The 12,645-nt window shown below is 60.6% G+C and carries 10 protein-coding genes; 3 read left to right on the top strand and 7 right to left on the bottom strand.

The window, feature by feature from the left end:
- Positions 1-19: 19 nt before the first annotated feature.
- Positions 20-376, bottom strand: coding sequence for a hypothetical protein (locus M4578_RS19250; protein WP_028093938.1), 357 nt, complete (start codon positions 374-376; stop codon positions 20-22).
- A 144-nt stretch (positions 377-520) separates the two neighbouring features.
- Between M4578_RS19250 and M4578_RS19245 the strand changes: the two genes are divergently transcribed.
- Together M4578_RS19245 and M4578_RS19240 are read left to right on the top strand one after the other, a co-directional pair.
- Positions 521-841, top strand: a complete 321-nt coding sequence (locus M4578_RS19245) for a hypothetical protein (RefSeq protein ID WP_017467345.1) — start codon at positions 521-523, stop codon at positions 839-841.
- 156 nt (positions 842-997) lie between these two features.
- Positions 998-1,255: a helix-turn-helix domain-containing protein gene (locus M4578_RS19240; protein ID WP_017467344.1), complete on the top strand. Its 258-nt coding sequence runs from the start codon at positions 998-1,000 to the stop codon at positions 1,253-1,255.
- 141 nt (positions 1,256-1,396) lie between these two features.
- On the opposite strand, the gene M4578_RS19235 is transcribed toward M4578_RS19240, so the two are convergent.
- The 5 genes from M4578_RS19235 to mdeB all read right to left on the bottom strand — a co-directional run bounded on the left by M4578_RS19235 (position 1,397) and on the right by mdeB (position 8,510).
- Positions 1,397-2,143, bottom strand: coding sequence for a hypothetical protein (locus tag M4578_RS19235; protein ID WP_171043048.1), 747 nt, complete (start codon positions 2,141-2,143; stop codon positions 1,397-1,399).
- 126 nt (positions 2,144-2,269) lie between these two features.
- Positions 2,270-2,506: a hypothetical protein gene (locus M4578_RS19230; protein WP_258094898.1), complete on the bottom strand. Its 237-nt coding sequence runs from the start codon at positions 2,504-2,506 to the stop codon at positions 2,270-2,272.
- 346 nt (positions 2,507-2,852) lie between these two features.
- Complete coding sequence (lpdA, locus tag M4578_RS19225; protein WP_258094897.1) at positions 2,853-4,523, bottom strand: dihydrolipoyl dehydrogenase; 1,671 nt, start codon at positions 4,521-4,523, stop codon at positions 2,853-2,855.
- Positions 4,524-4,533: 10 nt separating this feature from the next.
- Entirely contained in the window at positions 4,534-5,817 is a 1,284-nt protein-coding gene (locus M4578_RS19220) for a 2-oxo acid dehydrogenase subunit E2 (protein ID WP_258094896.1), read from the bottom strand.
- 11 nt (positions 5,818-5,828) lie between these two features.
- Positions 5,829-8,510: an alpha-ketoglutarate dehydrogenase gene (mdeB, locus tag M4578_RS19215; RefSeq protein WP_420854820.1), complete on the bottom strand. Its 2,682-nt coding sequence runs from the start codon at positions 8,508-8,510 to the stop codon at positions 5,829-5,831.
- 126 nt (positions 8,511-8,636) lie between these two features.
- Between mdeB and M4578_RS19210 the strand changes: the two genes are divergently transcribed.
- A complete protein-coding gene (locus M4578_RS19210; RefSeq protein ID WP_258094895.1) occupies positions 8,637-9,104 on the top strand; it encodes an Lrp/AsnC family transcriptional regulator in 468 nt (155 codons plus the stop codon).
- 81 nt (positions 9,105-9,185) lie between these two features.
- On the opposite strand, the gene M4578_RS19205 is transcribed toward M4578_RS19210, so the two are convergent.
- A complete protein-coding gene (locus M4578_RS19205; protein ID WP_258094894.1) occupies positions 9,186-12,626 on the bottom strand; it encodes a pyruvate carboxylase in 3,441 nt (1,146 codons plus the stop codon).
- Positions 12,627-12,645: the final 19 nt, after the last annotated feature.

The raw sequence follows: 12,645 nt of genomic DNA, 5'->3' as shown, positions 1-12,645 counted from the left end.
GTAGGAAAGGAAAAGGGCGCTAAGCCCGGCTGGCAGCCATCTCTTCGCTGGAGAGTTTGTGAACCGTCCGCTTGCCCTCTTCCAGAGGCACGTCGGCGTGCGAGAAACCGATCCCTTGCAGGAAGGAGATGACCCCGGTGACGGTCTTGATCTCGCGGATCTTGATGTCGTTGCGCGAGGTTCGGGTCCGGGCCGTGACCAGAAGTTTCTCGATCCCATCGTCGCTGACAGCGCGCATGATCCAGACCCCATGCCAGTTGGGGCCTTTCTTGAAGGCGTCCTCTTTGCAGACAACTTCGACGCGATAGCCGCTGGCGACCAGATCGCGGAATCTGGGTTCGGTGACCACATTCGGGGCTTCTTTTTCTAGGTCCATCACCCGGATCACGTTCTCCAATAGGGCGAATGACCAGGTTTCAGGTGTTGAAACCAAGTCATACGATCATATAGTATTGACGCACAAGATAAACTTTTGATGCGACAAGCGGATTCTTGCTCAACTAACGAATAGACGGTTCCCATGCATTTGATCAAGAAAATAAGGGGGTTGGACGCCCTCAGGTTGTGCGCATCGACCGTGGCACAAGCTATACTTCTGGTCACGTGCCTGCCGGGCCACGCCTTCGCCGCGTCCTGTTTGCCGCCGCCCAGGCCCTTCGTGCCGAGCGATTCCGAGGCCGCGCGGGACTATGCAGATCTCATCCGCAGCGACTTTGAACTCTACATCCGGGACATCCAGAGCTACTTTCGGTGCTTGGAGGAGGAGCGCGCCCGTGCGTTCGAAGAGGCGCGCGAGGTGAGCCAGGACTACGGTCGCTTCCTGGAGCTGGTGGACGAGTGATGTGACCGCGACCTTTCCAAAGGGTCGCCGCCTAGTGACATCCGGCCGTATCGGCGGCGTGCAGTTCGGAGTCTCTATCATCATGTAAACGCCCACTATCCACTTTTTAGATAATCTATAAAGTAGATTAGCCCTGTCACAAGAGGTTTGTGACACGTGGCGAAAACGATCAGGAGTTCGGGACATGAGGCACTCCGCGACGCTTTGATTGCGGCGCGGAAGGCGGCTGGGTTAACGCAGGCCGAGCTCGCTTTGCGTCTCAGATGCCACCAGTCCTTCGTCGCCCGTCTCGAGAGCGGAGAGCGCAGGGTCGACGTAGTTGAGTTGATCGTGCTCGCGCGTGCTCTGCAGATCGATGCGGTTATGCTACTGGCAGCGGCCGAGGCGGCGACAGAACTCGATCACCGTATTTAGGGCGAGGTGATGGGCTCGTCTTCTCGGATGGTATGACGAGATCGAGTCCCGGTGGGGCGGAAGAGAAATGATAACAATGGATTGTTATGGGGCGCTGCGCTGCACTGTCTCTAATACAGGTTTGGTGGAGAGAAAAACGTCTTAGTAGTTCACCTGCTCGAACCCGTAATTGCCCTCGTAGTCTCGCCAGTCGACGAAGACCGAGCGGTGATAGATGGAGGGACAATGATCGCCCCAACGTTCCAAGCCGACATGGGCCTCGGGCAACGTCGCGACGGACGAGCGAGACCAGGAAAAATCGCCCTGGGTTCCATAGGAACCGAGAAGGACGGTTTCGCTGCGGCTGCAGTCACTGTCACGGGATTCGTGTTGGCGCGCGTAGCGCACATCATAGACACGGATCGACCGGACGAAATTGAACTCTGGTCCGCTGATGTCGATGTCTGCTCGGTCCTGGATCAGATGAAATGCGAACCCGTCAGGATGCGGTAGAGGGTCGACGCCTTTCGACCGCACGGCGGCAGGCAAGAGGGCGCCAGATTTCTCGGGGTCAGATTCCGCAAGAGTCTGGGGCAGGGGAGAAGCGTTGGAGAAGAGGACGTCGAAGACATGCGGAGTACGGCCGGTGCCGTCTATAGGTTCGAAGGAGGCCCCCATGGGGCAACGCCAGATCTGCAGCGGAGGCTCGACAGGCCACGGCGTGATCCGACGGATGAACTCTGCACGCGCCCTTGAGCAGGGCTCTGATGCCGGCCAGCCGCCGGAGAGGCAGAGCAGGATGGCGCAATCGATCGGGTAGGTCTGTGCCGACGCCTTGGTCGAGGCGCCGAAGAGGGAAGCCGCGCTCACAATCGTTCCAAAAGTAAAATGTCGAAGGAAACTGCGCATGACGAGGTTCTCAGTCGGCTGATATGCGTATGTTGTGTGAAACAATAGTATACTATTGTAGGAATGTCAATGTTGCGGAATTTGTTTCTCGCCGTTTCCGGTTTAGGGCAGATCTGGTGAGATCGATCACCTGCGTGACAACCTTTCAAGGAGATCTGTGACCGCATCGTGGGTTACTGCCTTCGCAGCAGCGAGCATGTCCTTGCTCAGAAGTGGATCTATTTGGTCGGCTGCGCGCTCGGCGCCGAGCCAAAGTATGGACAGCTCTGATGTGTTCCATTGATAGACCCAGCCAACAGTTCGGCCTTCGGGACTGCGGATGAGTCGAGCGACCGGAGCCGCTTCTTCCTTGTCGATACTCACTGGTTCTTGTTCGCCTTTTCTGCTTCGGTTCTTCAGTCCTATTCGGCTGGGACGTTCCCGTGATCTGATCTCGGTCGAACTTATTCCTGGCTCGTTAAAAAGGGGCGACACCGACCGCGTCGGTGCCGCCAGAGGTTCGCCCACAGGGAGGTGGTAGAGGGCGAAACCTATTGAAAATATGTGGATTTCATTTGAACTATTTGGCGCATAATCCATCTTATGTAAAAGTTCTTTCCTTGTGTGTATGGTAGTGCGCAAAATTCTTGCCCATACGTTTCTACTTGCCTCGATTTCGTGTGCGAAGAACGACATCCCAACTGTGAAGGTCTCTAGAATGATTTTCAGTCTACAAATCCGTCAGGGTTCCCAAGTAGGCATCCGCAGCGAAAGCCACCGTTTCGGAAAGGGTCGGATGGGGGTGGATTGTCAGACCGATGTCGTCAGCTTGTGCCTTCATCTCGACGGCCAGGGCAATCTCACTGATAAGGTCGCCTGCGTTGGCGCCGACGATGGCTCCGCCAAGCACGGTGCCGGTCTCCCGATCGAAGATCAACTTCGTCAAACCTTCACCCTTCCCCATCGACAGGGCCCGTCCTGATGCCGCCCAAGGGAACGAGGAGGTCTTGACTTTGAGTCCCTGCGCAATGGCCTGCGCCTCGGTCAGGCCGACCCAGGCTAGTTCTGGGTTCGTGTAGGCAACCGACGGGATGCAGGCGGGTTCGAAACCGGCCTCCTCACCGCAGGCTATTTCGGCGGCTACTTTCGCCTCGTGCACCGCCTTGTGGGCCAGCATCGGTTGACCGACCAGATCGCCAACAGCGAAGATGCTGGGCTGCCGCGTGCGCATCTGCACATTCACGGGGACGAAACCCGACTCGTTAAGTTCGATGCCCGCTCGGTCAAGTCCGAGACTTCGGCCATTGGGAAGACGACCCACGGCTACGAGGATCAGGTCGTAGGCCTCTGACGCTTCCCCACCCGGCCCGACGAAATGCGCAGTCAGCGCATCGCCCGCCTCGACCGCCGTCACCCTGGTCCCGGTACGAAGGGTCAGGCCCTTTGCCACCAGACGCTTGGCAAGCGGTGCAACGATGTCCCTGTCCGCGCCGGGGATGATCTGTTCGGCGACCTCGACGATCTCGATGCGCGCGCCGAGCGCGTGGTAGACCTGCGCCATCTCAAGCCCGATGATCCCGCCGCCGATCACCAGCATCCGCTCCGGAACAACCGCAAGGTCCAGCGCTCCCGTGCTGTCGATGATCCGCGGGTCCTCTGGCAGGAATGGCAGTCGCGCCGGTTCGGAACCGGTGGCGATGATCGCCTGATCGAAGCTCAATGATGTTTGCCCGTCCTTGGTGCTCACGATCAGGCTGTTCGGGCTGTCGAAGGCGGCAGTGCCGCGGATCACATGCACCTTGCGTCGGGCAGCAAGCCCGCTCAGTCCGTTGGTCAGCTTGCCGATCACCTCATTCTTGAAGCCCCGGATCGCATCAATGTCCATCTCAGGGTCGCCAAAGGTGACACCATGCATCCTGGCCGAGGCCGCCTCGTCGATGACGCCAGCGATATGCAGCAGCGCCTTCGACGGAATACAACCCACATTGAGGCAGACACCACCGAGCGTGGCGCGCGGGTCAATCAGTGTCACGTCGCGACCAAGATCGGCCGCCCTAAACGCAGCGGTGTAACCACCCGGTCCTGCACCGATTACCACGAGCGGGGCGTGGTCCGCCGAGCGGGAAGTCACGGCTTCTTGCGCGGCCTCCGGTGCCCCGGCACCCTCGACGCTCTCGAAGATCATGACGACATCGCCCTTGCTGACCAAATCGCCCTCTGCCACCCGGATCTCCTGCACCGTGCCTGAAACAGGGCTCGGCACGTCCAGTGTCGCTTTGTCACTTTCCAGAGTCAGGATCGCGTCGTCGGCAGCGATGCTGTCGCCAACGGCCACGAGGACTTCGACGACAGGCACGCCGGAGAAGTCCCCGATGTCGGGAATGCGGATCTTGGATCTCATCGTTTTTTCCTCAAATGGATACGCGCCGGAAATCGGACAGGACCCGGCTCAAGTGCTGCAGGAACTTGGCTGCTGCGACGCCATCGACCACGCGGTGGTCCCAACTGAGGCTCATCGGTTGAATGAGGCGTGGTTGGAACGTGTCCCCTTGCCAGACCGGCTGAATCTCGGCACGTGTCATGCCGAGAATGGCGACCTGCGGCGCGTTGATGATCGGGGTGAAGCCAGTTCCGCCAATGCCACCAAGCGACGATATGGTGAAGGTTCCGCCTGACATCGCCTCGGGCTTGAGTTTTCCGGCACGCGCCAGCGCGGCCAGTTCGGCCATTTCCGTAGCGATCTCGGTAACGCTTTTCTGATCCGCCTGTTTGATCACCGGCACCATCAGCCCGTCGGGCGTATCTGCCGCGACACCGATATTCCAGTATTGCTTGAGGACCAGCGACCCACCGTCGAGCGAACTGTTGAACTTGGGAAAGGCCTGCAGCACCGAGACACAGGCTTTGACGGCGAAGGCCAACATGGTAATCTTGGTGACCTCTGCGCCCGCTTCGCTGTTCAGTGTCTTCCGGAAGCTCTCGAGGTCGGTGACATCGGCCTTGTCGAAATTGCAGACATGGGGAATGGTGATCGAATTTCGCGCCAGAGCGGGGCCCGAGATCTTAGCGATGCGGCTAAGCGGGACTTGGGCCACCGGGCCGAATTTTGCATAGTTCTCTTCCGGCCAGTCCGGCAAATCCGGAAGGCTGCCTGTCTTTCGCGTCGGCTCGGCAAGGCGGGTCTTCACCCAATCCTCGACGTCCTCGCGCAGGATGCGGCCCTTAGGACCGGTGCCCGCCACCTCGCCAATGAGCACGCCTAGCTTGCGCGCATAATGCCGTATCGCCGGTGATGCATGGACCGAAGGATCGGCGGCAGGGGGGACAGGGGCTGGTTCGGCAGGGGCCTGTGGCATTACCGGCCCCGGAGCGGGCGCCTGCGCCGAAGTGGGCGTGGCCGCCTCGGGCTTCGAGGCCTTCTCGGGTGCAACTTCCCCTACTACGTCCGGGGAATCGGATAGCTCCATTCTGGCGATGAGCGTACCCTCACTGACCAGGTCCCCGTCACGCACCAGAAGTTCGACGATCTTGCCTGCATGGGAAGTAGGAATGTCGAGTGTGGCCTTATCGGATTCCACCACGACAACCGTATCCTCAGCGTGCAGAACATCTCCTATCGCCACGCTGACTTCCACGATAGGAACGTCCTTGAAGTCTCCAATGTCGGGCACGCGGATTTCGATGGTCTCGATCATGGTTTCTTCCGTCACACGGTCCAGGGGGCGTCAGGGCTGGGGTCGATGCCCAGTCTGTCGATGGCAGAGGACAGCACCTCAGGTTCAAGCTCACCCCGACGGACGAGAGACTCGATCGCGGCAAGTGCGATGTTCTGACGGTCGACTTCGAAGAACTGACGCAAGGCTTTGCGATTGGCCGAGCGGCCGAACCCGTCGGTTCCGAGCAGGGTTATCGATGCACTCAGGTATGGCGCGATTTGTCCGGGGAAGGCACGGACATAATCGCTCGCCGCCACGATCGGAGTGTCGCCGGCGAGTTCGTCCTCCAGATGGCTGGTCTCAAGCTCCGTAACCGGGCGGAATCTGTTTCGACGTTGAACTTCCATCGCGTTGCGTGCCAACTCGGTATATGAGGTAGCGGAATAGACATCCGCTCCGATGCCGAACTCGCGATGTAGGATATCTGCTGCTGCCAGCACCTCGAGCAGGATGGTGCCCGAGCCGATCAATCGAACACAGGCCTCGCCCTCGGCTGGTCCCCCCAGTCGGTAGAGCCCGCGGATGATGCCCTGCTTCACCCCTTCAGGCATAGTTGGCTGGGCATAATTCTCGTTCATCACGGTGATATAGAAAAACTCGTCGCGTTTCTCGTCCAACATCCGTGTCATCCCGTGTTCCATGATGACAGCAAGTTCGTAAGAGAAAGCTGGATCGTACGCTCGACAGTTGGGAATCGCCGCCGCCCACATGTGGCTCGAACCGTCCTGGTGCTGCAGCCCTTCGCCCGACAGCGTGGTCCGACCCGCGGTTGCTCCCAGTAGGAAACCCCGCGTCCGCTGATCTGCGGCGGCCCAGACGAGGTCGCCGACCCGTTGGAAGCCGAACATCGAATAGTAGATGTAGACCGGAAGCAATTCGGTATCGTGGACGGAATAGGCCGTGCCCGCCGCAGTCCAAGAACTGAGCGCCCCGGCCTCAGTGATGCCTTCTTCCAGTAGCTGGCCGTCCTCGCTTTCCTTGTAGAACAGCATCGAGCCCTTGTCCTCGGGGTCGTAGAGCTGGCCTGACGGCGCGTAGATACCGATCTGGCGGAACAGGTTATCCATGCCGAATGTACGCGCCTCGTCGGCGACGATTGGAACGATGCGCGGACCGAATTTCTTGTCCTTGAGGAGGTTGCTGAGCATCCGGACTGCCGCCATCGTGGTCGACATCTCCTTGTTGTCCGCGCTCAGCGCAAAGGCCGCATATTGCTCCGGCGTCGGGCGTGTTGGCACGCTTTTTGAGGCGTTTGGCGCCCGTCGCGGCAGATAGCCGCCAAGAGCGGCGCGCCGATCCTTCAGGTATCGGATCTCTTCGCTGTCCTCGGCCGGTTTGTAGAACTCAAGCTTTTCGACCGATGCGTCCGTCAGCGGCAGGTTGAATCGGTCGCGGAACGCCAAGAGGGCCTCAACGTCAAGTTTCTTGGCCTGGTGCGCCGTCATGCGCGATTCACCCGCGCCGCCCATGCCATATCCCTTCTTGGTTTTGGTCAAGATGACGGTCGGTCGCCCCTTGTGCTGTTTTGCGGCGGAAAAGGCTGCGTGCAGTTTCTTGAGGTCATGTCCGCCACGCTTTAGCGCATGGATTTCGGCATCGCTCATGTGTCGCACCAGGGCGGCGCTGGCGGGATCGGCGTCGAAGAACTTGGCCCGGTTATAGTCGCCATCCTTGGAACCCAGATCCTGGTACATGCCGTCGACGGTTTCGGCAAAGCGGCGCAGCAAAACGTGATCGGTGTCGCGGGCAAAAAGGTTGTCCCACTCGGACCCCCAGAGCACCTTGATGACATTCCACCCCGCTCCCACGAAGAGCGACTCCAGTTCCTGGATGATCTGACCATTTCCCCGCACCGGACCGTCAAGCCGCTGTAGGTTGCAGTTCACGATGAAGGTCAGGTTGTCGAGGTTCTCACGCGCGGCCAGCGTAAGGCCGGCGATGGATTCGGGCTCGTCCATCTCGCCGTCGCCGAACACGCCCCAGACATGACGGTCCTTGGTGTCGGCCAGTCCGCGCGCGTTGAGGTAGCGCATGAACCGTGCCTGATAGACTGCATTGATAGGGCCGATACCCATCGACCCGGTCGGCACTTGCCAGAATTCTTTCATCAACCAAGGGTGCGGGTAGGAGCAGAGCCCCTGTCCCGGCACTTCCTGCCGGTAGTTGGCAATATCCTGCTCGGTAAGACGCCCTTCGAGGAAAGCGCGAGCATAGACACCCGGCGCGGAATGGGGCTGGAAGTAGACGAGATCGCCTGCGAAATCATCGGTCCGGGCGCGGAAAAAATGATTGAACCCGACCTCGAAGATCTCGGCCGCGGAAGCGTAGGACGCGATATGTCCACCAAGCTCACCATAGGCTCGGTTGGCGCGCACCACCATCGCCAGCGCATTCCAGCGGATGATCGACGTAATGCGTTCCTCGAGCGGCAGGTTGCCGGGATAGGCCGGTTGGCGCGACAATGGGATCGTGTTTCGATAGGCCGAAAAAGGCAGGCCGCTGGAGGTAACGCCGATCCGGCGGGCATGATCGAGAAGCTCGTTTACCACGAAGTTCGCACGCTCGGGTCCGGATCTCTGGGTGATACTCTCGATAGCTTCGATCCACTCTGCGGTCTCGACCGGATCGTCGTCCTTGTGCGCCTGCATATGGCCCAGCTTGTACTTGGTCATGCGAAAATCTCCTGTCATCCCCAACATAATCGATGTGGCGCAGAAAAAGTGGCCATTTTGGCTATCACAATCCACTAAAATTGGCTAAATTCGCCAATGAGTAACCAGAGTTTGGTGATAATCGTCATGAGCATTTCTAGAATCGACTCGCTCGACCTAAGAATCCTATCTGAACTTCAACGCGATGGGCGGCTTTCGATACAAGATCTAAGCAAGCGTATCGGCCTTTCACCGACGCCTTGTGCGAGACGCCTACGCATCCTCGAGCAAAACCGCATAATCAGGGGATACTCGGCGATCGTCGACGAGGTGCAGTTGGGCTTCCCCATCAGCGTTTTTGTTTCCGTTAAACTCGACCACCAGATCGATGATCGACTTCAGTTATTCGAGGCGGCCATCCGCCAGATCCCGGAAGTCACCGATTGCTGGCTCATGACTGGTGGAAGGGATTATCTCGTCCGTGTCGCGGTCGCCGATTTGTCGGAATTTGAGCGTTTCCTGACCGGAAAGCTGACGAAAGTTGAAGGGGTGGCATCAATCGAGTCCTCAATTCCCATCAGGAGGGTCAAAGCAGAATCCGCCCGCCTTTCTTAGCGTGCTGCACGGATAACGTTTCACGGCCACGCGATCCATTCAGATGCGAATACCCTAGCGTTCAAGCGGGTTGCCATAAGATCACTTCAATTCCACCAGCAGGTCCTTGGCGTCGATCTGGGCGCCGGCGGTCACGTGCACGGCCTTTACCGTGCCGTCCTGATCCGCGTGCAGGCCGGTTTCCATCTTCATAGCCTCGATGGTCAGCAGCAGGTCGCCCGCCTTGACCTTCGATCCTGCACCCACGGCAAGCGAGGCGACGACGCCGGGCATGGGCGCCGCGACATGCAGGGGATTGCCCACCTCCGCCTTGGGCCGCGCGGCCTTGCCGCCCGTGGCCTTGCGGTCGAGTACCCGGATCACGCGGGGCTGGCCGTTGAGTTCGAAGAACACCCGGACCTCGCCGTCATCCTGCGTGTCGCCCAGGGTCACCAGCCGTATCTCCAGCGTCTTGCCCGGATCGATCTCGGCGGTGATCTCTTCCTCGGGCTTCATGCCGTAGAAATAGGTCAGTGTCGGCAGGCTACGGACGGGGCCGTACATCTCGTGCCGGTAGGCGTAGTCGGTGAAGACCTTGGGATACATCAGGTAGCCGTTCAGATCCTCGTCGTCGATCTCGATCCCGCCGCAGGCCGCGCTGACCTCGGCGCGCTTCTCCTCCAGGTCGACGGGCTTCAGCCGCTTGCCGGGCCGGTCGAGGTTCGGTTTCTCGCCCTTCAGCGCCTTCTTCACGATCGCGTCGGGGAAGCCGCCCGGAGGCTGGCCGAGGTTCCCGCGCATCATGTCGATGACCGAGTCGGGGAAGGAGACCTCCTTCTTCGGGTCCACCACGTCGGCGCGGGTCAGGCCCTGGCTGACCATCATCAGCGCCATGTCGCCCACCACTTTGGACGAGGGCGTCACCTTGACGATGTCGCCGAACATCTTGTTCACGTCGGCATAGGTCTGCGCCACCTCGTGCCAGCGTTCCTCCAGACCCATGGAGCGCGCCTGCGCCTTGAGGTTGGTGAACTGGCCGCCCGGCATCTCGTGTAGGTAGACCTCCGACGCGGGCGCCTGCATGCCGCTCTCGAAGGCGGCGTACTGGCCGCGCACGGCCTCCCAGTAGTTGGAGATCTCGCGCACCTTCGCGATGTCGATCGACGAAGCCCGCGGTCCTTGCTTCAGCGCCTCCAGCACCGACCCGAAAGTCGGCTGGGAGGTGTTGCCGGACAGCGCGTCCATTGCCACGTCCACCACGTCCACCCCCGCGGCCGAGGCCGTCAGGATTGTGGAGATCGCCGCGCCCGAGGTGTCGTGCGTGTGGAAATGGATCGGCAGATCGACCGCATCCTTCAGCGCCGGGAAGAGCACCTCGGCCACGGGCGCGGTCATCACGCCCGCCATATCCTTGATCCCCAGCACATGGGCGCCGGCCTTCTGCATCTCCTTCGCCATGTCGACGTAATACTTGATGTCGTACTTGGACCGGGCCGGGTCCAGCGCGTCACCGGTGTAGCAGACCGTGCCTTCGCAGATCTTGCCCGAGGCGATGACCGCATCCATGGCCACGCGCATATTCTCAACCCAGTTGAGGCTGTCGAACACCCGGAAGACGTCGACGCCGGTCTCAGCGGCCTGCCGCACGAATTCCTGCACCACGTTGTCAGGATAATTGGTGTAGCCCACGCCGTTGGAGGCGCGCAGCAGCATCTGCGTCAGGATGTTGGGCATCATTTCGCGGATGTCGCGCAGCCGCTGCCACGGACATTCCTGCAGGAACCGGTAGGCCACGTCGAAGGTAGCGCCGCCCCAGCATTCGACGGAGAAGAGCCCCGACAGGTTTTCCGCATAGGCGGGGGCGACCTTGATCATGTCGATCGACCGCATCCGCGTGGCCAGCAACGACTGGTGCCCGTCGCGCATGGTGGTGTCGGTGAAGAGCAGCTCCTTCTGCGCCTTCATCCACCTGGCGAGTGCCTCCGGGCCTTCGCGGTCCAGGAGCGTGCGGGTCCCGTCCGGCACCGCGCCCGAGGTTTCGGGGATGCGCGGCGGCTTCAGGTCGGGATGCGGACGCGGCCGGCCCTCGACCTCAGGATGGCCGTTTACGGTGATGTCGGCGATGTAGGTCAGTACCTTTGTGCCGCGGTCGCGCCGAGTCTTGAAGTCGAAAAGCTCGGGGGTCGTGTCGATGAACTTGGTCGAATACTGGTTCGACAGGAAGGTCGGGTGCTTCAGCAGGTTGATGACGAAGTCGATGTTGGTGCTGACGCCGCGGATGCGGAATTCGCGCAGGGCGCGGTCCATCCGGCGGATCGCGGCCTCCGGCGTGGCGGCCTTGGCGGTCACCTTCACCAGAAGCGAGTCGTAGTAGCGGGTGATCACGCCCCCCGCATAGGCCGTGCCGCCGTCCAGACGGATACCCATGCCGGTGGCGGACCGGTAGGCGGTCAGCCGGCCGTAATCGGGGATGAAGTTGTTCGACGGATCCTCGGTGGTGATCCGGGTCTGCAGCGCATGACCCGTCAGCTTGATGTCGTCCTGGCTGGCCTCGCCGGTCGCCTCCGCCAGACTCTTGCCCTCGGCGATCATGATCTGGGCCTGCACGATGTCGATGCCGGTGACTTCTTCGGTCACGGTATGTTCGACCTGCACGCGGGGGTTCACCTCGATGAAGTAGAACTTGCCCGTCTCCATATCCATCAGGAACTCGACGGTGCCGGCGCATTCGTAATTCACATGGGCGCAAATCTTGCGGCCCAGCTCGCACAGCTCTTCGCGCTGCGCGTCGCTCAGGTAGGGGGCGGGGGCGCGTTCGACGACCTTCTGGTTACGGCGCTGCACCGAACAGTCGCGTTCATAGAGGTGGTAGATATTGCCGTGACTGTCGCCGAGGATCTGGACCTCGACGTGGCGCGCCCGGGTGATCATCTTCTCCAGGTAGCCTTCGCCGTTGCCGAAGGCAGCCTCGGCCTCGCGCCGACCCTCGAGCACCTTTTCCTTCAGCTCCTTGGAGTTGTTGACCGGCCGCATCCCGCGCCCGCCGCCGCCCCAGCTGGCCTTCAGCATCAGCGGATAGCCGATCTCCTCCGCCTCCCTGGTGATGGCTTCCCAGTCGTCGCCCAGCACTTTGGTCGCGGGTATGACCGGTACGCCGGCCTCCTCCGCCACCTTACGCGCGCTGGCCTTGTCGCCAAGGGCCCGCATCGTCGCGGCCTTGGGCCCGATGAAGGTGATGCCGGCTTTGTCGCAAGCATCGACAAAATCGGGGTTCTCCGACAGCAGGCCGTAACCCGGATGGATCGCATCGGCGCCCGACATCTTGGCCACGCGGATGATCTCGGAAATCGAGAGATAGGCCGCCACCGGGCCCAGACCCTCGCCGATCCGGTAGGCCTCGTCCGCCTTGAACCGGTGCAGGCCCAGCTTGTCCTCCTCCGCATAGACGGCGACGGTCTTCTTCCCCATCTCGTTTGCCGCCCGCATGATGCGGATGGCAATTTCGCCCCGGTTGGCAATGAGAATGGTTTGAATATCTCGCATTCTGATATAATCCAATATT

Origin of the sequence: Salipiger pentaromativorans (assembly GCF_024721115.1) — a bacterium.
Classification (GTDB): domain Bacteria; phylum Pseudomonadota; class Alphaproteobacteria; order Rhodobacterales; family Rhodobacteraceae; genus Salipiger; species Salipiger pentaromativorans.
Note: the sequence above shows the minus strand (reverse complement) of the source record. Positions and strands in the feature narration are given on the sequence as shown.